Origin of the sequence: Bradyrhizobium sp. 613_E4_N2_2 (genome assembly GCF_052075995.1) — a bacterium.
GTDB lineage: Bacteria > Pseudomonadota > Alphaproteobacteria > Rhizobiales > Xanthobacteraceae > Bradyrhizobium > Bradyrhizobium barranii.
Genome location: NZ_CP197234.1, coordinates 1,393,411 through 1,416,477, shown reverse-complemented (window position 1 = coordinate 1,416,477; position 23,067 = coordinate 1,393,411). Strand labels below are relative to the sequence as shown.

Genomic DNA, 23,067 nt, shown 5'->3' with positions numbered 1-23,067 from the left:
GCACGTCACCATGCGCGGCAACGACGCGATCCATCTCGGCCTGATGCTGCTGGCGTTCGCGGCGTCCTATCTGGTGCCGTTCGAGCTACTGCTGCTGGCCTATGTCGTGCTTGGCCCGGCGCACTACTTCACCGAGATCTCGTGGCTGCACGATCGCAGCTATTATCTGCCCCACCGCGGGATCGCGGCGGTCCTCGCGATCATCGCCGTGGTCGCGGCGCTGATCGACAACGCCTCATGGTTCGGCCTTGCGAAGTGGGGCGCGCTGGTCGTCTGCGCCATGCTGGCAGCCACGACCTCCGCGATCGAGAGCATGCTGCTGTTCATGGTGGCGATCGTCCTGTCCGCGATCATGTATTCGAGCGGATCGTCGCTTGCGGTCATCGGCATCCTGATTCCGACCCTGATCCACGTCTCGCTGTTCACGCTGGTCTTCATGGTGCTCGGCGCGCACCGGTCGGGCAGCCGCGTGCAGGCTGCGCTGGTGGTCGTCTATGTGCTTGCGGTCGCCACGATCCTGTTGCTGCCGCCAACGGCCGAAATCCGGATCTCGAGCTTTGCCCGGGTCGGACAGGACTATTTCGGCAATGTCGGTCCAGCGCTGGGCCGGCTGTTCGGAGTCCCCGGCCTCGTCCTCGACACCCGGCTGACGAGCCTGCTCGCTTTCGTCTATACCTACCACTAGCTCAACTGGTTCATCAAAGCCGACGTCATCCGCTGGACTGAGGTGCCCAAACGGCGGCTGGCGGCGATGGCCGCCGCAAGCGCCGCCTCCACCGCGCTGTACTTCTACGACTACGCTTTCGGCTTCACCTTCCTGCTGGCGCTGAGCCTGATCCACATCCTGCTCGAGTTTCCGCTCGACAGCCTCGCGCTGCGGCAGCTCGGTGCCGCGATGCAGGGCGCGGTGCGCGCGCGATACGTGGGGCCCATCTCGGCCTCCGCGACGCGGTCGCGTTCTACGGGCACCAAGGCCGCGAAACGCGCAACCCGGTCACGCTGATCATCTCTCCGCGCTCTTGCGTCGATACGTGACCAGCAGGGCGATCGTCGAGCCGATGAAGTAGCCGGCGGTCGCGCCCGAGATGGCGCGGCCGGCGACGATCGCCAGCGCGCGATCGCCCGCATCGATCGCCGAGATCACGCCGACCGCATATTGCGAGGCGAAGACAATCAGGTTGCGGACCAGACCAAATGGGCTGCCCGGACGGATGATCTGCCCGGTCATGTGATCGACGTCGAACGGGCGCGGCGTCAGCACGCCAAGCGGCAGCAGCACCAGCGCGGCCGCGATCCATGCGACCAGCGGCCAAACGCTGTCTTGGTGGCCGAAGCCGAGCCGCGAAATCCCCCAGACGATGAACACGACCGGCACGATCAGCGCGCGCCAGATCGGCGTCGTGCGCGGCTGCATCGCCTGAACGCCCTGCCACACCAGAAAAGCGAGCAGCATCCAGACCCAGACCGGCGTGTGGATCAGGATCTGGTAGGCGAATGTCATGATTGCTCCTCGCCTACAGCGGCGCCGCGCTCTCGCCCTGCGAGTTCGAGAGTTTCGAGGCAAGCGAGGCGATGACGATAACCACCGCGATCAGGGCGATCACCAGCGTGCAGATCGCGTTGATCTCGGGCTTCACGCCGAGCCGCACCTCCGAGTAGATCCGGATCGGCAGCGTCGCCGAGCCGGGGCCGGTGGTGAAACTCGCGATCACGAGATCGTCGAGCGACAGCGTGAAGGCCAGCATCCAGCCCGCCACGATCGCGGGCGCGATCAGCGGCAGCGTCACGGCGACGAAGGCGCGAGCCGGGTTGCAGCCGAGATCCATCGCCGCCTCCTCCAGCGAACGGTCGAGCGAGCCGAGGCGGGACTGCACGACCACCGCGACGAAGCACATCGTCAGCGTGGTGTGGGCGATCGTCACCGTCCAGAAGCCGCGCTCGGCGTTGAGCGCGACGAACAGCAGCAGCAGCGACAATCCGGTGATCACCTCCGGCATCACCAGCGGCGCGTAGAGCATGCCCGAGAACAGCGTGCGGCCGCGAAAGCGCTCGCCGCGCGACAGCGCAACGGCTGCGAGCGTGCCGAGCAGCGTGGCGATGGTCGCTGAGGAGACCGCGACCCGCAGGCTCATCCAGGCCGCCTCGATCATGGCGCGGTCATTGAAGAACTCGTGGTACCAGCGCAGCGACCAGCCGCCCCACACCGTCACCAGCCGCGAGGCATTGAAGGAGTAGATGACGAGGATGAGGATCGGCAGATAGAGGAATGCCAGGCCCAATGCGAGCGAGGCGATGTTGAAGCGGGACAGGCGGGAGACCTCGCGCATCGCTTCAGCGCCCCTGTTCCAGCTGCCGCTTCTGCAGCCGCTCGTACAGCAGCAGCGGCACCAGCAGCACCACCAGCAGCACGATCGCCGCAGCGGAGGCCACCGGCCAGTCCTTGTTGGTGAAGAATTCGAGCCACAGGGTCTGGCCGATCATCAGCGAATTGGAGCCGGCCAGAAGGTCCGGGATCACGAACTCGCCCACGATGGGGATGAAGCACAGCAGCACGCCCGCGCCGACGCCGGGCAGCGACAGCGGAAAGGTGATGAGCCAGAACACCTGCCAGGGCGGCGCGCCGAGATCAGAGGCCGCCTCCTCCAGCACCGGCTCCATTTTCGCGAGCGTGGCGTAGAGCGGCAGGATCATGAACGGCAGATAGGAATAGACAATGCCGATATACATCGCGGTGTCGGTCGAGAGCCACACCACCGGCTGGCTGACCAGATGCAGCGCGAGCAGGATCTGGTTCAGCAGGCCGTCATGCTGGAGGATGTTGATCCAGGCATAGATGCGGATCAGGAACGAGGTCCAGAACGGCACGATCACCAGCACCATCGCCACCGCTTGCCAGCGCTTCGGCAACCGCGCCATGCCGTAGGCGATGGGATAGCCGATCACGAGCAACAGCGCAGTCGCGGTGACGGCGACGGTGAGGCTGCGCACATAGGCGAACACGTAGATGTCGTCTGAGGCGAGCAGCTTGAAATTGTCGATCGACAGCGCAGCGAACGCTGCCTTGAGCGCCTCCCATCCCGCCATCAGGTCGAACACCGGCTCGTAGGGCGGCTGCGCGATCGCCGTCTGCGACAGGCTGATCTTGAGCACGAAGCCGAACGGCACCAGGAAGAACAGCAGCATCCAGACGTAGGGCGCGATCGCGGCAAAGCGCGCGGGTCTTGCGAAGATGCGGCGCGAGCTCATGATTGCAGCACCACGCAGTCGTCGGGCGTGAACCAGGCGACGACACGCTGGTTCAGGCTGTAGGCGTCGACGTCGAGGCGCGCGCTGTTGGGGACCGACGCCTGCACGATTCCGCCGGCATCGAGCTTCACCTTGTAGGTGGTGGTGCCGCCGAGATAGCAGATGTCGGCGACCACGCCGTCCAGGCTGTTGATCGCCGTCTCACGACCAGCCTCGCTCACCGGCCCGCGGCGCGAGAGCTTGACCTTCTCGGGGCGGATCGCGACCGACAATTTTCCCGCGCCGACGCCTTCGCGCGGCTCGGCCACCACCAGCGCACCCGCATCGCGCGTGCCGATGATCAGACGATGGCCGTCGCGCAATTTGGACTCGCCGTCGAACAGATTGATGTCGCCGACGAACTCCGCGATCCAGCGCGAGCGCGGCGCTTCATAGAGCTCGCGGGGGCTCGCGATCTGGGCGAGCTTGCCGGCCCTCATCACGCCGATCCGGCTCGCCATTGTCATGGCTTCCTCCTGATCGTGGGTGACGATGATAAAAGTCATGCCGAGCCGGCGCTGCAGCTCCATCAGCTCGCCCTGCGTGCTCTCGCGCAGCTTCTTGTCCAGCGCGGCCAGCGGCTCGTCGAGCAGCAGAAGCTGCGGCCGGCGCGCCAATGCACGCGCCAGCGCCACGCGCTGACGCTGACCGCCGGAGAGCTGGTCGGGCCTGCGTTTCTCCAGCCCCTCGAGCTTCACCAGCGCAATCATTTCCGCCACGCGCGTGGCGATGTCGGCGCGCGCCATGCCGGCCCGCTTCAGGCCGAAGGCGATGTTGTCGCGCACGGAGAGATGCGGAAACAGCGCGTAGTTCTGGAACATCATGTTGATCGGCCGCTCATGCGGCAGCGCCTGCGCGATGTCCCGGCTGCCGAGCAGGATGCGCCCCTCGTCCGGCGCCTCGAACCCGGCGAGCATGCGCAGCAGCGTGGTCTTGCCGCAGCCGCTGGGCCCGAGCAGCGCGAAGAACTCGCCGGCCTTGATGTCGAGCGACACGCCGTCCACGGCCCGGAACGTCCCGAACGTCTTGGCGACGCCCTCGATGCGCAGCAGCGGCTGCCCCGCCGCAGGAAGCGCATCCGCGCCGGCGTCTATCTTGGGCAATTCGTCCGTCATGGTCCCTGCCAACCCCGATTCCGCCGCACGCTAGCGGCCGATCGTCCCCAGCTCAACCGGTTCGGGGCGCGTCGTTCACATCACATTCGCCATGAACGCGGCCAGCGCGTCACTGTCCGCCGCGGGTATCGTCAGGCCGAGCTTGGAACGCCGCCACAAGATATCCTCGGGAAAACGGGCCCATTCCCGGGTCATCAGATAGCGCACTTCGGCGCCGGTCAGTTCGGGACCGAAGGCGGGGCCGAGCTCGTCGCGGGCCTTCGCCTCGCCGAGCACGGCCGGCAAGCGCGAGCCATAGGCCGCGACCAGACGCTGAGCCTGCGTCTCCGACAGAAAGCGCCAGCGGTCGCGGGCGAGGTCGACTTCGGTGTCGAAACGATCCCAGGCAAAATCTCCGCCGGGCAGCGCGGCGCCGGCGGTCCAGGGCGGCGACATCGGATAGAACGGCGTCAGCTTCGTCACGGCCCGCTCGGCGCGCAGGCGCGCGGTGGTGACGTCGCCGCCGAACATCGTGATCAGCGGCGCCTTGCGCCGGCGCGCGTGGAACAGCGTCGTCCCGTCGCGCCGCCGCACGGACGCCAGCGTCAGGTTGACGCCGGAGACCGCGCGCACCACGTCGGTGGGCGCGACGCGCTCGCGGAAATAGCGGCTGGCGGCCTCGCAGAGATAGCTGACGTCAGCCCCAGGCATCGCCACGATCGCGGGATCACCGGTGAAATCACGAGTGACCGTACCGATCAGCGTAAAATCGCGCTCAAAGGGACTCGCGAAGATCAGCCGCCCGTCGCTGTTCTGGAAGACGTAGACGTTGTCGGACTCGAACAGCCGCGGCACGATGATCTGGCTCATCTGCATGGCCGCCATGGTGGGCTGCGGCTGGCGCAGCACGGTCTCTGCGACGATCGACGTCCAGCCGCCGGTGGCATTGGCCAGCGCCCGGGCCGTGACCACGCGGCGATGGCCACGATCGACCACCGCGAGGCGCCATGTGTCGGTTCGATCGGCGCGGACACAGCGCGCCCCGGTCCGGATCGCAGCGCCACGTTCGGCGGCGTCCAGCGCCGTCAGCACCACCAGGCGGGAATCATCGACGACGCAGTCCGAATATTCGAAAGCCGTTCCAAACGGGCGCTTCAGCGCGTTGCCGACCGGATGATGCGTGATGTCGAGGGTCGTCGCGGCAGGCAGGCCGCTCCGACCGGTGAGGCCGTCATAGAGGTACAAGCCGGCGCGCAGCAGCCAGGGTGGACGCTCCTCGGAATGGGCCGGGATCACGAAGCGCATCGGCCGGACCAGATGCGGCGCGATGGCAAGCCACGTCCGGCGCTCGGCCAAAGCCCGGCGCACCCGCCAAAAACCGCGGCGTTCCAGCACCGACAGATCGCCATGGATCAGCCGCGGCGTCGCGGATGACGCCGCGCCGCCGAGATCGCCCTGCTCCAGCAGAATGACCCGCAGGCCGCGGCCGGCCGCATCGCGGGCGAGGCTGACACCGTTCAGGCCGCCGCCGATGATCGCAAGGTCGTAATCCGCCATGAAGCCGTCGAATGGGAGCTAGCGCCCGCCATCACTAGAGCCATTTCCATTCCGATGAAATCGGAACGAGGCTTTGGATTCTTGTTTTGACGCGTTTTCTTTGCGCGAACCGGTATCCGCTTGGCTCGATAACGCTCTAGCCGGTCTTGAGCGCAAGCTCCATGGTCTCGGCGCGGCCGACGAGGCCGGCATATTTGCCGATCGGCAGCGGCTTGCCGAGCAGGTAGCCCTGCACGCCGTCGCAGCCCTCCTTGGCAAGAAAGACGAGCTGATCGAGGGTCTCGACGCCCTCGGCGATGATCGACATTTCGAGGCCGTGGCCGAGATCGATCACGGCGCGGACGATAGCCGCCGATTGCGGGTTGCGGCCGAGATTCATGATGAAGGCGCGGTCGATCTTGATCTTGTCGAACGGGAACGCCTGGAGATAGCTCAGCGAAGAGTAACCGCTGCCGAAATCATCCATGGAGATGCGCACGCCGAGCGCCTTCAGCCGGCGCAGCAATGCAAGACCCCGATCAAAGTCCTCGATGAGCACGCCCTCGGTGATTTCCAGCTCGAGCCGGCCGGGTGCGAGGCCCGTCTCGATCAGGATTGAATGGACCAGCCCGACCACGTCGCCGTGCATGAACTGCGCCGGCGACAAATTGACCGCGACCTGGAGCGGCTTCGGCCAGGACGCCGCCTCGCGGCAGGCCTCGCGCAGGATCCACTCGCCCATCTCGACGATCAGGCCGCTCTCCTCCGCGATCGGGATGAACTCGGCCGGCGAGACTTGGCCGCGCACCGGATGCTGCCAGCGCGCCAGCGCTTCGAAGCCGATAATCTCGCTCTCGGCGACGCTGTGGCGCGCGATGCCCTGCGGCTGGAACGCGAGCGACAATTCGCCGTTCTTGATCGCTTTCGACAGGTCCTGGTGCAGCACGCGGCGGTCGCGGATCTGCTGGTCCATCTCCGGCTGGTAAAGGCCGATCGTGCCGCGCGACTTCTGCTTGGCGCGGAACAGCGCCGCGCCGGCATTGGCCAGCAGCGATGCGCCGTCGGCACCATTATGCGGGAAGATCGACATGCCGGTGGTGACGCCGGCGCGGACCGCCCGGCCGTCGATCTGAAATTCCTGGGCAACGGCCTCGCCGAGCTGCTGCGCCAGCGCAAGGCCCGCCTCCGGCTGCTTGCCGTCGATGATGAGGCCGAACTCGTCGCCGGACAGGCGCGCCACCACGCCGCCGCGCGCGGAATCCTGAAGCCGCTGGGCCACCTCGATCAAGAGCTTGTCGCCGAGCGCATGACCGAAGACGTCGTTGACCTCCTTGAGGCCGTCGAGGTCGAGGCAGAGCACGGCGAACTCCTCGCTGGTGCCTTCGCAGGCCTCGATCATCTGGGTCAGCGCCTGGAGGAAGGCGGCGCGGTTCGGCAGATCGGTCAGGCCGTCGTGATAGGCCATGTGCGCCATGCGCGACTCGGTCTGCCGGCGGTCGGTGACGTCTTCGTGGGTCTTGATCAGATATTGCGGCTCGCCGGCATCGCTGAGCACGGTCGCCCGCCGGGTCAGGAACAGCCGCAGGCCGTCCTTGGTGGAGATCGGGTGCTCCTCGGTAATCATCCCGCGCTTCTTGATCGCGGCCTCGTCGCGCGCGATGATCAGCTTGGCTTCCTTGGGATTGAAGATGTCGGAGGCGGTCAGGCCCGTGGCCTCTTCGCGCCGGCGGTTGAGGATCGTCTCCGCGCTGCGATTGGCGAGCAGGTAGCGGCCGTCCTTGACCTGCTCCACGATCAGCGCCACCGGAATGTTGTCGACCACAAGCTCCAGGAACTTCTTCGTGCTCTCCAGCTCCTGCGACAGCGAGCGGCGGTCGGTGATATCCTCGAACACGAGCATCAGGAATTCGGGCTTGTTGCTCTCGTCGCGGACCACGATCCGGATCGAGGCAACCATGCGCCGTTCACCGGCGCGGTCGACCTCGAATTCATTGCGGAACTGGCCGTCCGGCGAATTCAGTGCCGCCTTGTCGGCCGCCTCGATGCTGGCCGTCGAGATGGGCGCGAACAGCTCCCGCGCATTCTTGCCGACGGCGTGGTCGCGCGAGAACCCCCAGAACCGTTCATAGGCGCTGTTGGCGAAGATGTAGCGACCGTCCTCGATATTCTTCGCGGCGACGCAGGCCGGCACGTGGTCCAGCACGGTTTCCAGGAATTGCTTGGTGGAGGCGAGCTGCCGTGACAGCTTGCGCTGATCGCTGACGTCCAGATGCGTCGCGACCGAGCCGCCGTTCGGCAACACGAAATATTTCACCAGGATGGCGCGGCCATCAGGCAGTTCGGTGATCAGGCCGTTGGGGCTCGCCGCCTTCTCGTAGAACTCATCGTCGGAGACACCGCCGAGGACGTCGCGCTTGCGCCTGAGTTCGAGGATGTCGTAGCCGGTCATCCCGGTCCACAGATCCGAGCGCGCCAGGCCGTAGATCTCGAGATAGCGGTCGTTGCAGAACATGATGCGTCGTTGCGCATCCGTCATCACCACGCCCTGGTTGAGATTGTTCATGGCGGAGGAGACGAAGGCGTTGCGCCGCAGCTGCAAGCGCTTGGTGCGGCGCAGCGAGGAATGGATCCACAGCGCGATGGCGGCCAGGAACGCACAGACGACGATGCCGCCGATCAGCGCTTCCCAGACCAAATTGGGATCGAGCTTGCCTGGTGGCGCGAAGCTGTCCGAGAGCGCAAAGGCGCGCGCAGGCGCGACCGCGCTGCCCAGGCACACGACGGCCTGCACAGCAATCGGAAGCGTGCTGCCCACGTGCCAGTTCTTCTCAGCCATCAGCCACCCGCGCTTTCAACGTCGGATTGTCTGGCTTCACGGGTTTGGATCGGGTAAACGCCTGTACGCGCAACAGAAAAATGTGACGCCAAATACGGCAATTGCCCTGACATGATAAATGCTTCCTTAATGGAAAACGGCCCGGTGCCGTGGTTCTCAGGCCTGATGCCACCGATACTTTCAATGGATACACTGCACAACCATGGATAGGGTCGACTGCGTCGTCATCGGAGCCGGCGTGGTCGGGCTCGCGGTGGCTCGAAAGCTTGCCCAGACCGGGCGCGAGGTGATCGTGCTCGAGGAAGCCGAGGCCATCGGCACCATCACCTCCTCGCGCAACAGCGAGGTGATCCATGCCGGGATCTATTACCGCGCCGGGAGCTGGATGGCGCGCATGTGCGTCAGCGGCAAGCATGCGCTGTATCGCTACTGCGGCGAGCGCGGCATCCCGCACAAGAATTGCGGCAAGCTGATCGTCGCGACCAGCGCCAAGGAGACCGAGAAGCTGCAATCGATCAAGGCGCATGCCGAGGCCAATGGCGTGCTCGACATGCAGCTGCTCACTGGCGAGGCCGCGCGCGCGCTGGAGCCGGCGCTCGCCTGCGACGCCGCGCTGCTCTCGCCATCGACCGGCATCATCGACAGCCACGCCTACATGCTCTCGCTGCGCGGCGAGGCCGAGGCAGCCGGCGCGGCCTTTGCATTTCACACCCCGCTGGTCCGCGCCAAGGCAGCCGGCGATGTGATCGAGATCGAGGCCGGCGGCGAAGCGCCGATGACGCTGCAATGCGGCCTGCTCGTCAACGCCGCCGGGCTCTCGGCGACAACGGTCGCACGCCACATCGACGGCATGCCGATCGACCGGATTCCACCGGCCTATCTCGCCAAGGGAAACTATTTCAGCTGCAACGCCAGGGCACCGTTCTCGCACCTGATCTATCCGGTGCCCGAGCCTGGCGGGCTCGGCGTGCACCTGACGCTGGACATGGCCGGGCAGGCACGCTTCGGCCCCGACGTCGAGTGGATCGAGACGATCAATTACGAGGTCGATCCATCACGCGCCGAGCGCTTCTATCCGGCGATCCGGAGATACTGGCCGACGCTGCCCGACGGCGCGCTGATGCCGAGCTATTCAGGCATTCGCCCGAAGATCGTGCCGCCGGCGGTGGCCACGCAGGATTTTCTGATGCAGGGCCCGCGCGATCACGGCGTCGAAGGCCTGATCAACCTGTTCGGCATCGAATCGCCGGGACTGACGTCATCGCTCGCGATCGCGGATCACGTCGCTGAGCTCGCAGGCATCTAGGGGATTTTCCATCGGAGCGGAAAGGCTCCAAGCGCCGCGCAAATAACTTTGCACGCTGCGCACCTTCATGCAGGGATGAGCACAATAGCTCTCACCCCTGCATGAAAGGGTAAGTTCAACTCTACACTGTTACAGGGGTTACTAGTGGAGCGTGTCGCCGGTGTGCTTCAAACGCTCGATCTGGTCCTTGACCATCAACTTCCGTCGCTTCAACTCAACAATTTGCAGGTCGTCTGTTGAAAGGTGCACGAGAGCTTCGTGCAATTCGTTTTCGAGCGTTTTGTGCTTCCGTTCCAATTCAACCAGATGTGCCTGAATTGTCATTCGAAACCTCCTCGGTAGGGGGAAACCTTGGATTCGATCCGGACAAACAAGTGTACATCACCGATTCGTTCTGTCGATATGTATCCGTCGTCGCAGCGTCATTTTTGAAAATTCATATGTAACGAATCGTGAGTAAGGAACCACGCTGGAAAAATCCATGATATCAATGTGCTTGCGCAACGCCGCAACGAATCGTCGAAATATCTTGCGAGAGTTCGGTGAGCGGCGGCCCGAGATCGCTTGCGATCACGGCGCGCAAGGACGATAATTTCCACAGGGCATCCACAGCCTTGAATCTCACGCCCATCGGGTTTTCGGCCACCGCGAACATGACCAATGAAGACGAGCGTGAGCTCGAAGCCGAGCTCACCCGGTTGCAGCAAGAACACCGAGATCTCGACGCCGCGATCGATGCGATGCATCAATCGCCTGCCCCCGACCTGTTGCGGTTACAACGGTTGAAGAAGCGCAAGCTGTTGTTGCGCGACCGTATCGCGTTCATCGAAGACCAGATCACGCCGGACATCATCGCCTGATCCGCGAGGCCCTTTTCGTGGCAGCTCGCCGCATCCGAATCCGCTTGACTCGAAAAGAACAAAATAGGAACATTTGGGCATCCCACCGCCCCAGGAAACGCCCAGGAAACCCCCGAGGACAACGCAGATGTCGGCAACCGCCCTTCTCGACAACAGCCATTATGAACAGGCCTGCGACCAGGCGATCGCGATGTGCGACGGCAATCTGCGCAGCACCATCAAGGCGCTGATCATGGCCAACGAATATCTGGAAGCAGAGCTGGAAGAATTACAGGCGGCGATTTCAGCCGGCTGCATTCCCGAGACCGCACGCAGCAAGGTGCGGAGCAACAGCAGCGCCGCCTGAGTTCAACATCGGAGCAACGCCATGTCGGATGTGACCTACTACGTTGCAATGCCCTTCCTGATCGATGCCGACGGATCGCCTGTCGCGGGCGCCGCGGAGGAATGCCAGAGCTCGGCGGCCGCGTTGCGGCGCGCCGAGATCCTGGCGCACGGTGCCGGCCATATCGGCGCGGTTGCGTTCAGCCGCAGCGGCGATCCCATGACCGGCGAATTCGGCGACGCCACGCTGCTGCGCAAATTCGGCAACGTGCCGGAAGATCTGGCCACGCTGTAAGGGTTGTTGCTTGAGCATGATCTCCGCGCAACGCGGTCCGCATTTGTCGCGAAGATCGTGCCCTAGTTGCTGACCAGCCTGATCAGCGGCTCGTGCCGCCGGTGCGCCTTGCGCACATACATGGCGGCATCAGCCTCCTCCAGCGCGCGGCCTGCATCGGACTGCGCCCCCAGCAGCGCGACACCTGCGGAGGCGCCCGCGGTCACGCGCTGACCGCGAAAGGCAAACGACAATTCGTCGATCGCCTGCTCGAAGGTCGCGGCCTTCGCCTTGGCGTCGGTCTCGCTGAGATTCCAGAGCAGCAGCGCGAACTCGTCGCCGCCAAGCCGGCCGACCACGTCCGAGGCGCGGACCTGCCGCGTCAGGGTGGCCGCAATCGCCTTGAGCACCTCGTCTCCGGCGGCATGGCCGAAGGAATCGTTGATCGGCTTCAGGCGATCGACGTCGAGGACGATCAGCGCGCCGCTGGCGCGGTAGCGCTTCATGTAGGCGATGGCGCGCGCGAGCTCGCGCTCGAAGCCGCGCCGGTTCGGAATCTCGAGCAGGAAATCGGTGTCGGCCGCAGCTTCCAGTTCCACAACCCGCCGCTCCGCCTCCTTGAGCTTGCTCCGCAAGCCGCGGATGGTCGCCCTGGTGTCGTCGGCGGCCGACGCTCCGCGCCGCGCCGGCTTGGCCGAGCGCTTCGCCAGCCGCCTGGGGGCGGCTTTGGAGCGGCTGGCGCTGGCTTTCCGGCCCTTTTTGGCCTTCGCAGCGCTTGCCCTTTTTGGTTTCTTCATGGGCATCCTGCTCAATGAAGGCTTGCGGGGATTCACCAAGACAGGATAGTGCATTCCCTTCTCCTTGCCACCGCCTTGCGAGCCACCGGCCGGAACCGTTAATCTGGCCTATCTTTCTGTTTTCCGAGCACAATTGACGTCATGACCGCGCCGATCGCCATCATCATGGGAAGCCAGTCGGACTGGGAGACGATGCGGCATGCCGCCGACACGCTCGCAGCGCTCGGCGTTGCCGCCGATACCCGCATCGTTTCGGCACACCGCACCCCCGACCGGCTGTTTGCATTCGCCAAGGGTGCCAAGGCGGCAGGCTACAAGGTCATCATCGCCGGCGCGGGTGGCGCTGCGCATCTGCCCGGCATGGCGGCGGCGCTGACGGAACTGCCCGTGTTCGGCGTTCCCGTCGAATCCAGGACGCTCAAGGGCATCGATTCGCTCTATTCGATCGTGCAGATGCCCGCGGGCATCCCGGTCGGCACCCTCGCCATCGGCAAGGCCGGCGCGATCAACGCGGCGCTGCTTGCAGCTTCAGTGCTCGCATTGTCCGACCCGGCCCTGTCCGACCGCCTCGCCGCCTGGCGCAAGGCACAGACCGAGGCGGTTGCGGAGCGCCCGGAGGACAAGGCGTGACTGACGCAAAGCAGGTGAAGCTGAAGCCCGGCGACACCATCGGAATCCTCGGCGGCGGACAATTGGGGCGGATGCTGGCCATGGCTGCGGCGCGACTCGGCCTGCGCTGCCAGGTATTCTCGCCCGATCCGGACTCGCCCGCCTTCGACGTCGTGCTGAACGCGACCTGCGCCGAATATGCCGACGTCGAAGCGCTCGAGCTGTTCGCCAACGACGTCGACGTCATCACCTACGAATTCGAGAACGTGCCGTCTGCCGCCGCGATGGTGCTGGACGCGCGCCGCCCGGTGCTGCCCAACCGCAAGATCCTCGAGACCACCCAGGACCGGCTCGCCGAGAAGGATTTCGTGACGAAGCTCGGCATCGGCACCGCAGCCTATGCCGACGTCACCTCGGTCTCCTCGCTGCGCGAGGCGATCGTCAGGATCGGCCTCCCTGCGGTGCTGAAAACCCGCCGCTTCGGCTACGACGGCAAGGGCCAGGCCATCATCCGCGAGGGCGACGACATCGCCAAGGTGTGGACCAGCCTCGCCACCAAATCGGCGATCCTCGAAGCCTTCATCCCGTACGAGCGCGAGATCTCCGTGATCGCCGCGCGCTCGGCGACGGGCCAGGTCGAGTGCTTCGACGTCACCGAGAACGAGCACCGCGACCACATTCTGAAGATATCCCGCGCCCCCGCACAGATTCCGGATGCGCTCGCGGAAGAAGCGCGCAGCATCGCCGGCAAGATCGCCGGCGCGCTCGATTATGTCGGCGTGCTCGCGGTGGAGATGTTCGTGCTCGCCAACGGCACCGGGCCGAAGGTGCTGGTCAACGAGATCGCCCCGCGCGTGCACAATTCCGGACACTGGACGCTCGACGGCGCCTCGGTCTCGCAGTTCGAGCAGCACATCCGCGCCATTGCCGGCTGGCCGCTCGGCAAGGCCGTGCGCCACGGCGAAATCGTCACCATGACCAATCTGATCGGCGACGAGATCAACGATTACGAGAAGTGGCTGAGCGTGCCGGGCGCGACCGTGCACATCTACGGCAAGGGCGCACCGCGCCCCGGCCGCAAGATGGGCCACGTCACCGAAGTCAGGCCGACGAAGGGCAAGTAGCGGGACCGCGGCGCATGCCGCAATCCCGCCTTTCGATCAGGCCGTCTTCACGCCCGCGACGACGCCAGAGGGCTCCTCGCTGAGCCAGCGATAGAGCACCCCGCCCAGCGCGCCGCCGATCAGCGGCGCGACCCAGAACAGCCAGAGCTGCGCCAGTGCCCAGCCGCCGACGAACAGTGCGGGCCCCGTGCTGCGCGCCGGGTTCACCGACGTATTGGTGACGGGGATGCTGACGAGATGGATCATCACCAGCGCGAGCCCGATCGCGAGCGGGGCGAAGCCTGCGGGCGCGCGGCCATGGGTGGCGCCCATGATGACGAACAGGAACATCATGGTCATCACCACCTCGGTGACGAAGCAGGCGATCAGGCTGTACTGGCCGGGCGAATGCGCGTCGTAGCCGTTCGACGCAAAACCCTTGCTGACGTCGAATCCGGGAGCACCGCTGGCGATTATGTAAAGCAGCTGGGCGGCAACGATCGCGCCGCAGACCTGTGCGATCACGTAAGGCAGGATCTGTCCCGCCGGGAAGCGTCCTCCGGCGGCAAGCCCGACGGTGACGGCCGGGTTGAGGTGGCAGCCCGAGATGTGCCCGATCGCATAGGCCATGGTGACGACGCTTAAGCCGAACGCAAGGGACACGCCGACCAGGCCGATTCCGACCTGCGGAAAGCCGGCGGCGATCACCGCGCTGCCGCAGCCTGCGAATGTGAGCCAGAATGTGCCGATCGCCTCGGCAGCGTATTTCTTCATATCCATGTGACGTCTCCCCTAATTCCAGGAATTTCCGGAGCAAAGCTCCGGGAACTGCCCCACCCTTGGCGCCGAATCACCCAAATCGGGGCCGCACGGAGGTATTTTCGCCTTATTTAATGGCTGAACTTGGCCCGAAAACCTGCTTGGCAGGTGGACATCGCGGGTTTTGTCTGATACATCCGCGCCCTCAAGGTTAAGGGCTTGTGCGTTTCGCCATCCCCTTTGACTTACCAGAATTCAAATCCGATCCACTGAAGAGGATGCCGCGTGCAGGTTCTCGTTCGCGATAACAATGTCGATCAAGCCCTCAAGGCGCTGAAGAAGAAGATGCAGCGCGAGGGAATTTTCCGCGAGATGAAGCTCCGCGGTCATTACGAGAAGCCCTCCGAGAAGAAGGCCCGTGAAAAGGCCGAGGCCGTGCGCCGCGCGCGCAAGCTGGCTCGCAAGAAGCTGCAGCGCGAAGGCCTGCTGCCGATGAAGCCGAAGCCGGTGTTCGGCGCCGGTCCCGGCGGTGATCGTGGCGGCCGCAGCGGCCCGGGTGCAGGTGCAGGTCCGCGCGGACCGCGCTGATTCCGCCTGACTTGCAAGACTTCAGTTTTCCAAGACTTCAGTTTTCGATGACGCGGGCCCTTGGCCCGCGTTATTGTTTTGTGAGCGGTGCCTTCTCTGGGACGGGGGCACTACCGATGCGGCACCAGCGCGAGCGAACCGTAGATGGCCTCCCCTTTCCCCGAACGCCGCTTGGCGCGGCTACGCCAGATCTGGCGACAGCCGTTCGCGCTCGGCTTGATGGGGATCGTGCTGTGCGGCTGCTCCTTCGACCTCGGCTCCATGATGCCCGAGAAGGAGAAGCCGCAGGAGGCGCCCAAGGCGGCTGCGACGGCCGCCGACAGCGCGGTCAGCGCCGGCAATGTCAGCGAGGCCCAGGCTCACACCGCAAAAGGCCAGACCCTGGCAAAGGCGGGGGAGACGGCTGGCGCGCTGGACGAGTTCAACCGGGCCGTCGCACTCGATCCCTACAACGCACAGGCACTTTATGGTCGCGCCCTGATCTATCAGGGCAACAACGAGCATAATTTCGCCATCGCCGATTTCAGCGCCGCCAACGGGCTCAATCCGCAAAAGGTCGAGCCGTTGCTCGGCCGCGCCATCAGCTATCTCGCCATCGGCAAGGTCAAGGAAGCGGCGGCCGATCTCGATGAGGCCTCCGAGGTCGATCCGCACAACGCGCAGGTGTGGACCACGCGCGGACAGGCCTATGAGCGGCTGGGTGACAAGGCCAAGGCGGCCACATCCTACAACAAGGCGGTCGCGCTACGTCCACGCGACGATACCGCCCGCAGCGGTCTCGCCCGCGTCGGCGGCTGACAGCGCGGCTAGAGCTGCTCGTTTTGACGCGTTTTCTTCACGCGAAGCGATGTCCACGTCGCTCGAAGACGCTCCCAGCCACCGCCTTAATCGGGGGTGGCGCTCTTCGGCAGGACGGAGTGGAACATCGACTTCATGCCCGACAGCATCTCGTCGGCGACATTGGTCTTCTTCGGCCGCGGCATGGTCGCGCCGGCATCGGCACGCAGGTCGAGTGGCGGCGCGATCACCGGCACCGGAATGTCGGCCGGCGGCGTCATCCGGTTCGGATCGTCGTTGCCGATCGAGGCGGTGTAGGGCGGATTGACCGGCGACGCGCCGCCATTGCCATAGGCTTCGGACGAAGGCGTCGACACCGTGATCGGCGGCGGCAGCGGACGGAGCGCGGACGGCTCAGCAGGAATGACGCGCGGGGCTTCCGGGGTGCGGGAGGCTTCCCGAACCGCAGGCTCCAGCGATCTCTCGACCGACTTGGTTTCAGCCGGCCGGGCTTCGGAAGGCTTGCTCTCGGAAGACTTGGTTTCGGAAGATCTGGCCTCGGCGGCCTTGCCCTCAGGCGACTTGCGCAGGCGCTCGATCGCGGCGCGCGCGAGATCGTTGGCGTCGGGCGTCGCAGCCGGGGACGCCGGTGCCGAATTGGCCTCGACCACCGGGGTGGTGGCGGGAGCCGTGACAGCCGGAGCGGACTTGGCGGCCGCCTTCTCACGCGCCGGGTTGCGGCCGCGCGGGCCGGCCTCGGCGGGAGCAACGTCCGCGGCCTTGGTCTCGGCCGGGTGTTCGCCGGATTTGTCGGCCGGCTTCTCGGCCGCCGCCTTGTCGGTCACGCTCTTCTCGGAGACGCCTTTGGCCTTGACGCCGGGCGCCGGGAGGTTGGCCACATCGGAGGGCTTGCCGCTCTTGCCGGCATCGGCAGGCGCCACCACGGCCGCGGGGGCATCGGCCGCCGGCTTGGCGTTGATGTAGTGGTTAACGATGTACGCCCCGATGATCGTCGCGAGCACCGAGGGGAGAATATCCATCGAGATTTTAGCGAGGTATTTCAGCATTTCTCGGCCACTCCCCGCGCGATCAGATGCGGGAACTTTGGGGCATTGTAAGGGATCAACTGCGACGGATCGATGGCAAAGGGTTCGCCCGCCTTACGGCTTCAGCTCGATCTCAAGGAACACGATCTCGGTTGAGGTTTCGTTAAGTACGTCGTGTTGGACGCCGGCCTTGCGAAAGTAAGATTTTCCGGCCGCGAGCTGCGCCTTGGAACGCTCGCCGCCGGGCGCCACGATGGTCATCTCGCCGGCGACGACGGGAACAATGACATAGTCCATGCCGTGGGTGTGATGCCCGGTCGCGCTGCCCGGGGCGAGCCGCCACTCGGTCACCCGGACCTGCTCGTTGTCGACCTGAACCTCGGATTTGGCGGCAAGCATCGGGAATTTCCTTCTACGGCACGAAAACCATGAACACGTAGACGGCAAATACCACCATATGGACCAGCCCGAACAGGACATTGGTCCTGCCGGTGCCGAAGGTCAGCATGCTCAACAAGAATGTCAGGAACAGGAGTGCGGTGTTCGCCGGGTTCAGGCCCAGCACGAGCGGCTGGTCGAGCAGGTAGGTGGCGATCCCGACCGCCGGAATGGTCAGGCCGATGGTTGCGAGCGAGGACCCGAGCGCCAGGTTGATGCTCTTCTGGAGGTCGTTCTTGCGCGCCGCCGCAATCGCCGAGACACCCTCCGGCATCAGGATCAGGAGGGCGACGAGGAGGCCCGCGAACGCCGGCGGGGCGCCGATCTGAACGGCGACCGCGTCCACCACCAGCGAGAACTTCTTGGCGAGGAGGACGACCGCCAGCAGCGAGATCAGCAGCAGCACGATGCTGAGCACCAGCATTCTGCCCGACAAATGCGCCTCCCCGCCCTCGCCGTCCGCCCTCTCGTGGACGAAGTAGTCCTTGTGCAGGACGGTCTGGGTGTAGAGGAACACGCCGTAGAGCACGATCGTTGCGAGATCGACGAAGCCGAGCTGGAGCGTCGAATAGATCGGGCCCGGCGTCGTCAGCGTGTAGTTGGGCATGATCAGGGTGATGGTTGCCATCGCAATCAGCACGCTGAGATAGACGTTGGCGCCCGAAACCTGAAAGCCCTGCTCGCGATAGCGCATGCCGCCGATGAAGACGCAGAGGCCGACGAGGCCGTTGCAGACGATCATCACGACGGCGAACACGGTATCGCGGGCGAGCTCCGGAGCCGGCTTGTCGCCCAGCATGATCGTGGTGATCAGCGCGACCTCGATGATGGTCACCGCCAGCGTGAGCAGCAGCGTGCCGTAGGGCTCGCCGATGCGCTCCGCGATCACCTCGGAATGATGAACGGCCGCGAACACGGTGCCGAACAGGATCACCAGCAGCACGATCGCGAACAGGGCTCCGCCCGCCGTTAGCGTAAAGCTGTAGCCGGTCGCGGTCACGATCAGGAACAGCAGCACCGCAAGAGCGGGGAAGATCCAGGACGACCGCGGCATCGGTCCGTGTGCGCTCATGCTGGCGATTCCTTCAAATGGGAGACCGATTATGCGCGAGAAGATCGCGTCCGTCAGCCCTCAGGACCCATTGATGAAGTTTCGCGCGATCTCGATGGCGCCAAAGCTGCCGAGATCGTCGTGCCCGCCGCCGGGAATGCGGACGAACTGCTTCGGCTCGCGGGCCAGCGCAAACAATTTCTCGCCGAATGCGATCGGGATGGTCTGGTCCTGCGCGCCATGCATGATCAGGAGCGGCGCCGTGACGCGTGCGATGCGCTCATCCGAGTGGAAGGGGTCGCGGATCAGGAGGCGAACCGGAGCGAACCAGAAATGCGCGGCGGCGACGTCGGCGATCGACGTATAGGGCGCCTCGAGGATCAGCTTCCCAACCGGATGTTCGGAGGCGATGGCGACTGCAACGCCGGTCCCGAGCGAGAAGCCCCAGGCGACGAGGCGCCGGGCGTCATAACGCGCCGTCGCGAACGCGTACGCAGCCGCGCCATCGCGCAGCAGGCCATCTTCGCCCGGTGCGCCGCTGGAGCCCGCGTAACCGCGATAGGACAGCGCGACAAGACCGGTGCCGTCAGCCGTGATCGCCTTGAAGCGGCCGGCAAGGCCGGCGAGAGAATCGCCGTTGCCGTGGAAGAACAACACCACGGCACGGCCAGGCTTTGGCGGCACGTGCCAGACGATGACCTTCTCGCCGTCAGACGTCGTCAGGACATGCTCTTCGGCGTCTGGAAGTCCCGCGGCAGCGGGCGCCGTGCGCTCGGCCGTCGGTATCGGAAACAGCATGGCGCGCTGTTTGGCAAACAGCAGGACGAGACCGGCGAGGTAGCCGGCCGCAAGGATGGTGGCGGTCCATTTCAGGAATGTCATCGCGGCCCGCCATTCCGGAGTTCAGGACTTGCGGCGGCTCTTGAGCAGCTTGAGGACGTTCGGCCGGATGCCCAAGGGAATCTCGCGGCAGCCGCACGCCGCCGCATGGGCGACGTGCCATGCGACACGCTGCTCGCGTGTCGCCTTCGGTGGCATGCGATGGGACCGGTGCCACTCCTTGTTCAGGGCCACGGTCCGCTCGCCTTCCCGCGCTACATCGCCTTGACGATGTTCTCGGTGACCTTCTTGGCGTCGCCGAGCAGCATCATGGTGTTGTCGCGATAGAACAGCGGATTGTCGATACCGGCATAGCCCGAGGCGAGCGAGCGCTTGATGAACATCACGGTGCCGGCCTTCCAGACCTGGAGGACGGGCATGCCGTAGATCGGCGAGGTCTTGTCCTCTTCGGCCGCCGGGTTGGTGACGTCGTTGGCGCCGATCACGAAGGCGATGTCGGCCTGCGCGAATTCGGAATTGATGTCCTCAAGCTCGAACACCTCGTCGTAGGGGACGTTGGCCTCGGCGAGCAGCACGTTCATGTGGCCGGGCATGCGGCCCGCGACCGGATGAATGGCGTACTTCACCTCGACGCCTTCCTTCTTCAGGATGTCGCCCATTTCGCGCAGCGCGTGCTGGGCCTGCGCCACTGCCATGCCGTAGCCGGGCACGATGATGACCTTCTGCGCGTTCTTCATGATGAAGGCGGCGTCGTCGGCCGAACCGAGCTTGGCGGGCTTCTGCTCGCCGCCGCCAGCGCCGGCCGCGGCGGTCTCGCCGCCGAAGCCGCCGAGGATGACCGAGATGAAGGACCGGTTCATCGCGTGGCACATGATGTAGGACAGGATCGCACCCGACGAGCCGACCAGCGCGCCGGTGATGATCAGCGCGGAATTGCCCAGCGTGAAGCCGATGCCGGCCGCGGCCCAGCCGGAATAGGAGTTCAGCATCGAGATCACGACCGGCATGTCGGCGCCGCCGATCGGGATGATCATGAGCACGCCGAGCGCCAGCGCGATGATGACGATCAGCCAGAAGTCCAGCGCGCTGCCCGACATCACCAGCCCGACGATGAAGACGACGAGCAGAACTGCGAGCACGATATTGATGGCGTGGCGGAACGGCAGGATGATCGGCGCGCCGCTCATGCGCGCGGACAGCTTCAGGAACGCGATCACCGAGCCGGTGAAGGTCAGCGCGCCGATGGCGACGCCGAGCGACATCTCGACCAGGCTCTGCGGATGGATGTTGCCGGGGGTGCCGATGTCGAAGGCTTCCGGCGCGTAGAACGCACCGGCGGCGACCAGCACCGCGGCCATGCCGACCAGCGAGTGGAAGGCGGCGACCAGTTCCGGCATCGAGGTCATCGGCACGCGGCGGGCAATCACCGCACCGATCGCGGCACCGATGGCGATGCCGACGATGACGAGCACCCAGGCGAGGCCGTCTGCCGGCGGATGGTTGGCGAGCGTGGTGGCGACCGCGATCGCCATGCCGATCATGCCGAACAGATTGCCCTGGCGCGACGAAGCCGGGCTCGACAGCCCGCGTAGCGACAGGATGAACAGCACTCCCGCCACGAGATACAAAAATGCAGAGAGGTTGGCGCTCATCTCAGGTCCCCATTGATCCCATCAGCCCGAGGTGGCCGCTTACTTCGACTTCTTCTTGTACATCGCCAGCATGCGCTGGGTGACAAGGAAGCCGCCGAAGATGTTGATGCAGGCGAAGATCAGCGCGACGAAGCCGAAGGCGCGTGCCCAGCCCGAGCCGCTCGAGACATTGGCGACGCCGCCGGCGAGCAGCGCGCCGACCACGATCACCGAGGAGATCGCGTTGGTCACGCTCATCAGCGGCGTGTGCAGCGCCGGCGTCACCGACCACACCACGAAATAACCGACGAAGACGGCGAGGACGAAGATCGACAGCCGAAAGATGAAGGGGTCGACGACCTGTGCTGCATGCTCCATGGCGGCTCTCCTTAAACCTTCGGCTGGAAGTTCGGGTGGATCACCGCGCCGTCCTTGGTCAGGGCGGTGGCCTTGACGAGCTCGTCGTCCCAGTTCACGGCGAGCTTCTTCTCTGTCTTGTCGACCATGGTCTCGATGAAATTGAACAAATTGCGCGCGTAGAGGCTGGAGGCCGAGGCCGCGACGCGGCCGGCGACGTTGGTGTAGCCGACGATCTTGATGCCATCGACGTCGGCGACCTCGCCCGGCCTTGCGCCCTCGACATTGCCGCCGCGCTCGACGGCGAGATCGACCAGCACCGACCCCGGCTTCATCGACTTGACCATTTCAGCACTGATGAGCTTCGGCGCCGGCCGGCCCGGAATGAGCGCAGTGGTGATGACGATGTCCTGCTTCTTGATGTGCTCGGCGGTGAGCGCGGCCTGCTTGGCCTGGTACTCCTTGGACATTTCCTTGGCGTAGCCGCCGGCGGTCTGCGCGTTCTTGAACTCCTCGTCCTCGACGGCGAGGAACTTCGCACCGAGCGATTCCACCTGCTCTTTCGTCGCGGGCCGCACGTCGGTCGCGGTGACGATGGCGCCGAGACGGCGCGCGGTCGCGATCGCCTGGAGGCCGGCAACGCCGACGCCCATCACGAACACCTTTGCGGCGGGCACGGTGCCGGCGGCGGTCATCATCATCGGGAAGGCGCGGCCGAAGGCCTCGGCCCCCTCGATCACGGCGCGGTAGCCGGCAAGGTTCGCCTGCGACGACAGCACGTCCATCACCTGCGCACGGGTGATGCGCGGCATCAGTTCCATCGCGAAGGCGGAGACGCCGGAATCGGCGATCGTCTTCAGCGCGGCCTCGTTGCCGTAGGGGTCCATGATGGCGATGACGAGCGCACCGCGCTTGTACTGTGCGAGCTCGGAGGCTTCGGGACGCTTCACCTTGATGATGATGTCGGCGTCCTTCAGCGCATCGGCGCTGACGGTGGCGCCCACGGCGGTGAATTCGGAATCCGGCAGGCCCGATTTGAGGCCGGCGCCCGGCTCGACGGCGATCTCGGCGCCCAACGCCTTGAACTTCTTCACCGTATCAGGCGAAGCGGCAACACGCGGCTCCGACGGATCGATTTCCTTGGCAACGGCGATCTTCATAGGCCCTCCGGCGACGCGGGACAGCGCGCGCGCAAACTTAAGCGTTACTCCCGCAGCGTTCGATACCGGTTTTGAGACCGGCTTGGATGCAAGTTTTGTAGGCGGCAGCTGCTGCTGACGTGTGCAGCTGCCGATAGGTCAGGTCAGGAAGATCGCCATCAGGATCACGATGAGCGCGACCGAGGCCGTGCCGTACTTCACCAGCTTGATGAAGCCCTCATAGGTCTGCTCGTGGGCAACGTAGTCGTTGCCGTCGGCGGTGGTGTACGCCACTTCGCTATGGTCAGCCATGTATTGTCCCCAGTCGAAAGTCGAATTCTTGGGCTGGGATACCGCAAACCTTCGGGCAGGGCAACGGCACCGATGGCCGGTTTTCGGGCAAATCAGGTGATTTGG

The 23,067-nt window shown here is 65.2% G+C and carries 28 protein-coding genes; 10 read left to right on the top strand and 18 right to left on the bottom strand.

Translation table 11 applies throughout. The features are described 5' to 3' along the window. Positions 1-10 precede the first annotated feature (10 nt). Positions 11-685, top strand: coding sequence for a hypothetical protein (locus AB7290_RS06650; protein ID WP_245344055.1), 675 nt, complete (start codon positions 11-13; stop codon positions 683-685). Between the two features lie 66 nt (positions 686-751). Beyond that, positions 752-1,003, top strand: a complete 252-nt coding sequence (locus AB7290_RS06645; protein WP_245344056.1) for a hypothetical protein — start codon at positions 752-754, stop codon at positions 1,001-1,003. Here AB7290_RS06645 and AB7290_RS06640 read toward each other — a convergent pair whose 3' ends face one another. The 6 genes from AB7290_RS06640 to AB7290_RS06615 all read right to left on the bottom strand — a co-directional run bounded on the left by AB7290_RS06640 (position 1,004) and on the right by AB7290_RS06615 (position 8,751). Beyond that, complete coding sequence (locus tag AB7290_RS06640) at positions 1,004-1,501, bottom strand: DUF6622 family protein (RefSeq protein WP_085400792.1); 498 nt, start codon at positions 1,499-1,501, stop codon at positions 1,004-1,006. Between the two features lie 13 nt (positions 1,502-1,514). Beyond that, complete coding sequence (locus AB7290_RS06635) at positions 1,515-2,327, bottom strand: ABC transporter permease (RefSeq protein ID WP_354078664.1); 813 nt, start codon at positions 2,325-2,327, stop codon at positions 1,515-1,517. A 4-nt stretch (positions 2,328-2,331) separates the two neighbouring features. Beyond that, complete coding sequence (locus AB7290_RS06630) at positions 2,332-3,246, bottom strand: ABC transporter permease (protein ID WP_085400796.1); 915 nt, start codon at positions 3,244-3,246, stop codon at positions 2,332-2,334. Beyond that, positions 3,243-4,400 carry an ABC transporter ATP-binding protein gene (locus AB7290_RS06625; RefSeq protein ID WP_085400798.1) on the bottom strand — a complete coding sequence of 386 codons (1,158 nt, stop codon included), beginning with the start codon at positions 4,398-4,400 and terminating at the stop codon, positions 3,243-3,245. The genes AB7290_RS06630 and AB7290_RS06625 overlap by 4 nt, the downstream gene beginning before the upstream one ends. A gap of 75 nt (positions 4,401-4,475) precedes the next feature. Then, on the bottom strand, positions 4,476-5,936 hold the full coding sequence (locus AB7290_RS06620; RefSeq protein WP_085400800.1) for a glycerol-3-phosphate dehydrogenase: 1,461 nt from the start codon (positions 5,934-5,936) through the stop codon (positions 4,476-4,478). Positions 5,937-6,072: 136 nt separating this feature from the next. After that, positions 6,073-8,751: a sensor domain-containing protein gene (locus AB7290_RS06615; RefSeq protein WP_063981130.1), complete on the bottom strand. Its 2,679-nt coding sequence runs from the start codon at positions 8,749-8,751 to the stop codon at positions 6,073-6,075. A gap of 202 nt (positions 8,752-8,953) precedes the next feature. Here AB7290_RS06615 and AB7290_RS06610 point away from each other — a divergent pair, with 202 nt between their 5' ends. Further along, a complete protein-coding gene (locus tag AB7290_RS06610) occupies positions 8,954-10,057 on the top strand; it encodes an NAD(P)/FAD-dependent oxidoreductase (protein ID WP_085400801.1) in 1,104 nt (367 codons plus the stop codon). A gap of 141 nt (positions 10,058-10,198) precedes the next feature. On the opposite strand, the gene AB7290_RS06605 is transcribed toward AB7290_RS06610, so the two are convergent. Continuing rightward, complete coding sequence (locus tag AB7290_RS06605) at positions 10,199-10,381, bottom strand: YdcH family protein (RefSeq protein WP_008131172.1); 183 nt, start codon at positions 10,379-10,381, stop codon at positions 10,199-10,201. A 329-nt stretch (positions 10,382-10,710) separates the two neighbouring features. Between AB7290_RS06605 and AB7290_RS06600 the strand changes: the two genes are divergently transcribed. The 3 genes from AB7290_RS06600 (at position 10,711) to AB7290_RS06590 (ending at position 11,536) form a co-directional block, all read left to right on the top strand. Beyond that, on the top strand, positions 10,711-10,917 hold the full coding sequence (locus tag AB7290_RS06600; RefSeq protein WP_063986093.1) for a YdcH family protein: 207 nt from the start codon (positions 10,711-10,713) through the stop codon (positions 10,915-10,917). 127 nt (positions 10,918-11,044) lie between these two features. After that, positions 11,045-11,263 (top strand): hypothetical protein, encoded by a 219-nt coding sequence (locus AB7290_RS06595; protein ID WP_014492449.1) that lies wholly within the window; start codon positions 11,045-11,047, stop codon positions 11,261-11,263. A gap of 21 nt (positions 11,264-11,284) precedes the next feature. Further along, positions 11,285-11,536: a hypothetical protein gene (locus tag AB7290_RS06590; protein ID WP_063981128.1), complete on the top strand. Its 252-nt coding sequence runs from the start codon at positions 11,285-11,287 to the stop codon at positions 11,534-11,536. 62 nt (positions 11,537-11,598) lie between these two features. On the opposite strand, the gene AB7290_RS06585 is transcribed toward AB7290_RS06590, so the two are convergent. Next, the gene (locus AB7290_RS06585) at positions 11,599-12,312 is read right to left on the bottom strand and encodes a GGDEF domain-containing protein (RefSeq protein WP_085400803.1); all 714 of its coding nucleotides are present in this window, start codon (positions 12,310-12,312) and stop codon (positions 11,599-11,601) included. A 141-nt stretch (positions 12,313-12,453) separates the two neighbouring features. Between AB7290_RS06585 and purE the strand changes: the two genes are divergently transcribed. Next, positions 12,454-12,942, top strand: coding sequence for a 5-(carboxyamino)imidazole ribonucleotide mutase (gene purE / locus AB7290_RS06580; RefSeq protein WP_071909766.1), 489 nt, complete (start codon positions 12,454-12,456; stop codon positions 12,940-12,942). Further along, positions 12,939-14,045, top strand: coding sequence for a 5-(carboxyamino)imidazole ribonucleotide synthase (locus AB7290_RS06575; RefSeq protein ID WP_085400805.1), 1,107 nt, complete (start codon positions 12,939-12,941; stop codon positions 14,043-14,045). The genes purE and AB7290_RS06575 overlap by 4 nt, the downstream gene beginning before the upstream one ends. 36 nt (positions 14,046-14,081) lie before the next feature. On the opposite strand, the gene aqpZ is transcribed toward AB7290_RS06575, so the two are convergent. Then, on the bottom strand, positions 14,082-14,804 hold the full coding sequence (gene aqpZ, locus AB7290_RS06570; protein WP_071909765.1) for an aquaporin Z: 723 nt from the start codon (positions 14,802-14,804) through the stop codon (positions 14,082-14,084). 264 nt (positions 14,805-15,068) lie between these two features. On the opposite strand from aqpZ, the gene rpsU reads away from it, so the two are divergent. Both rpsU and AB7290_RS06560 read left to right on the top strand, forming a co-directional pair. After that, the gene (gene rpsU / locus AB7290_RS06565; protein ID WP_071909764.1) at positions 15,069-15,371 is read left to right on the top strand and encodes a 30S ribosomal protein S21; all 303 of its coding nucleotides are present in this window, start codon (positions 15,069-15,071) and stop codon (positions 15,369-15,371) included. A gap of 144 nt (positions 15,372-15,515) precedes the next feature. Beyond that, positions 15,516-16,169, top strand: coding sequence for a tetratricopeptide repeat protein (locus AB7290_RS06560; protein ID WP_085400807.1), 654 nt, complete (start codon positions 15,516-15,518; stop codon positions 16,167-16,169). Positions 16,170-16,255: 86 nt separating this feature from the next. Here the strand turns inward: AB7290_RS06560 and AB7290_RS06555 are convergent, their stop codons facing one another. The 9 genes from AB7290_RS06555 to AB7290_RS06515 all read right to left on the bottom strand — a co-directional run bounded on the left by AB7290_RS06555 (position 16,256) and on the right by AB7290_RS06515 (position 22,962). Then, the gene (locus AB7290_RS06555) at positions 16,256-17,215 is read right to left on the bottom strand and encodes a hypothetical protein (protein ID WP_085400808.1); all 960 of its coding nucleotides are present in this window, start codon (positions 17,213-17,215) and stop codon (positions 16,256-16,258) included. Positions 17,216-17,308: 93 nt separating this feature from the next. After that, positions 17,309-17,593: a cupin domain-containing protein gene (locus AB7290_RS06550; RefSeq protein ID WP_014492439.1), complete on the bottom strand. Its 285-nt coding sequence runs from the start codon at positions 17,591-17,593 to the stop codon at positions 17,309-17,311. A 13-nt stretch (positions 17,594-17,606) separates the two neighbouring features. Next, a complete protein-coding gene (locus tag AB7290_RS06545; RefSeq protein ID WP_063981119.1) occupies positions 17,607-18,704 on the bottom strand; it encodes a calcium:proton antiporter in 1,098 nt (365 codons plus the stop codon). A gap of 60 nt (positions 18,705-18,764) precedes the next feature. Next, positions 18,765-19,565 carry an alpha/beta hydrolase gene (locus AB7290_RS06540; protein ID WP_085400810.1) on the bottom strand — a complete coding sequence of 267 codons (801 nt, stop codon included), beginning with the start codon at positions 19,563-19,565 and terminating at the stop codon, positions 18,765-18,767. 21 nt (positions 19,566-19,586) lie between these two features. Further along, entirely contained in the window at positions 19,587-19,757 is a 171-nt protein-coding gene (locus AB7290_RS06535) for a hypothetical protein (protein ID WP_201266166.1), read from the bottom strand. Between the two features lie 20 nt (positions 19,758-19,777). Beyond that, positions 19,778-21,175 (bottom strand): NAD(P)(+) transhydrogenase (Re/Si-specific) subunit beta, encoded by a 1,398-nt coding sequence (locus AB7290_RS06530; protein ID WP_085400812.1) that lies wholly within the window; start codon positions 21,173-21,175, stop codon positions 19,778-19,780. A 39-nt stretch (positions 21,176-21,214) separates the two neighbouring features. Beyond that, complete coding sequence (locus AB7290_RS06525; RefSeq protein ID WP_014492434.1) at positions 21,215-21,532, bottom strand: proton-translocating transhydrogenase family protein; 318 nt, start codon at positions 21,530-21,532, stop codon at positions 21,215-21,217. Positions 21,533-21,543: 11 nt separating this feature from the next. Continuing rightward, positions 21,544-22,671, bottom strand: coding sequence for a Re/Si-specific NAD(P)(+) transhydrogenase subunit alpha (locus AB7290_RS06520; protein WP_085400814.1), 1,128 nt, complete (start codon positions 22,669-22,671; stop codon positions 21,544-21,546). 138 nt (positions 22,672-22,809) lie between these two features. Next, the gene (locus AB7290_RS06515; RefSeq protein ID WP_008136857.1) at positions 22,810-22,962 is read right to left on the bottom strand and encodes an aa3-type cytochrome c oxidase subunit IV; all 153 of its coding nucleotides are present in this window, start codon (positions 22,960-22,962) and stop codon (positions 22,810-22,812) included. Between the last annotated feature and the right edge of the window lie 105 nt (positions 22,963-23,067).

Excerpts from the sequence above, each read along its gene's own strand:
- AB7290_RS06650 (WP_245344055.1), top strand. The coding sequence starts at position 11 with ATGCGCGGCAACGACGCGATCCATCTCGGCCTGATGCTGCTGGCGTTC.
- AB7290_RS06645 (WP_245344056.1), top strand. The coding sequence starts at position 752 with ATGGCCGCCGCAAGCGCCGCCTCCACCGCGCTGTACTTCTACGACTAC.
- AB7290_RS06640 (WP_085400792.1), bottom strand. The coding sequence starts at position 1,501 with ATGACATTCGCCTACCAGATCCTGATCCACACGCCGGTCTGGGTCTGG.
- AB7290_RS06635 (WP_354078664.1), bottom strand. The coding sequence starts at position 2,327 with ATGCGCGAGGTCTCCCGCCTGTCCCGCTTCAACATCGCCTCGCTCGCA.
- AB7290_RS06630 (WP_085400796.1), bottom strand. The coding sequence starts at position 3,246 with ATGAGCTCGCGCCGCATCTTCGCAAGACCCGCGCGCTTTGCCGCGATC.
- AB7290_RS06625 (WP_085400798.1), bottom strand. The coding sequence starts at position 4,400 with ATGACGGACGAATTGCCCAAGATAGACGCCGGCGCGGATGCGCTTCCT.
- AB7290_RS06620 (WP_085400800.1), bottom strand. The coding sequence starts at position 5,936 with ATGGCGGATTACGACCTTGCGATCATCGGCGGCGGCCTGAACGGTGTC.
- AB7290_RS06615 (WP_063981130.1), bottom strand. The coding sequence starts at position 8,751 with ATGGCTGAGAAGAACTGGCACGTGGGCAGCACGCTTCCGATTGCTGTG.
- AB7290_RS06610 (WP_085400801.1), top strand. The coding sequence starts at position 8,954 with ATGGATAGGGTCGACTGCGTCGTCATCGGAGCCGGCGTGGTCGGGCTC.
- AB7290_RS06605 (WP_008131172.1), bottom strand. The coding sequence starts at position 10,381 with ATGACAATTCAGGCACATCTGGTTGAATTGGAACGGAAGCACAAAACG.
- AB7290_RS06600 (WP_063986093.1), top strand. The coding sequence starts at position 10,711 with ATGACCAATGAAGACGAGCGTGAGCTCGAAGCCGAGCTCACCCGGTTG.
- AB7290_RS06595 (WP_014492449.1), top strand. The coding sequence starts at position 11,045 with ATGTCGGCAACCGCCCTTCTCGACAACAGCCATTATGAACAGGCCTGC.
- AB7290_RS06590 (WP_063981128.1), top strand. The coding sequence starts at position 11,285 with ATGTCGGATGTGACCTACTACGTTGCAATGCCCTTCCTGATCGATGCC.
- AB7290_RS06585 (WP_085400803.1), bottom strand. The coding sequence starts at position 12,312 with ATGAAGAAACCAAAAAGGGCAAGCGCTGCGAAGGCCAAAAAGGGCCGG.
- purE (WP_071909766.1), top strand. The coding sequence starts at position 12,454 with ATGACCGCGCCGATCGCCATCATCATGGGAAGCCAGTCGGACTGGGAG.
- aqpZ (WP_071909765.1), bottom strand. The coding sequence starts at position 14,804 with ATGGATATGAAGAAATACGCTGCCGAGGCGATCGGCACATTCTGGCTC.
- AB7290_RS06560 (WP_085400807.1), top strand. The coding sequence starts at position 15,516 with ATGGCCTCCCCTTTCCCCGAACGCCGCTTGGCGCGGCTACGCCAGATC.
- AB7290_RS06555 (WP_085400808.1), bottom strand. The coding sequence starts at position 17,215 with ATGCTGAAATACCTCGCTAAAATCTCGATGGATATTCTCCCCTCGGTG.
- AB7290_RS06550 (WP_014492439.1), bottom strand. The coding sequence starts at position 17,593 with ATGCTTGCCGCCAAATCCGAGGTTCAGGTCGACAACGAGCAGGTCCGG.
- AB7290_RS06545 (WP_063981119.1), bottom strand. The coding sequence starts at position 18,704 with ATGAGCGCACACGGACCGATGCCGCGGTCGTCCTGGATCTTCCCCGCT.
- AB7290_RS06540 (WP_085400810.1), bottom strand. The coding sequence starts at position 19,565 with ATGACATTCCTGAAATGGACCGCCACCATCCTTGCGGCCGGCTACCTC.
- AB7290_RS06530 (WP_085400812.1), bottom strand. The coding sequence starts at position 21,175 with ATGAGCGCCAACCTCTCTGCATTTTTGTATCTCGTGGCGGGAGTGCTG.
- AB7290_RS06525 (WP_014492434.1), bottom strand. The coding sequence starts at position 21,532 with ATGGAGCATGCAGCACAGGTCGTCGACCCCTTCATCTTTCGGCTGTCG.
- AB7290_RS06520 (WP_085400814.1), bottom strand. The coding sequence starts at position 22,671 with ATGAAGATCGCCGTTGCCAAGGAAATCGATCCGTCGGAGCCGCGTGTT.
- AB7290_RS06515 (WP_008136857.1), bottom strand. The coding sequence starts at position 22,962 with ATGGCTGACCATAGCGAAGTGGCGTACACCACCGCCGACGGCAACGAC.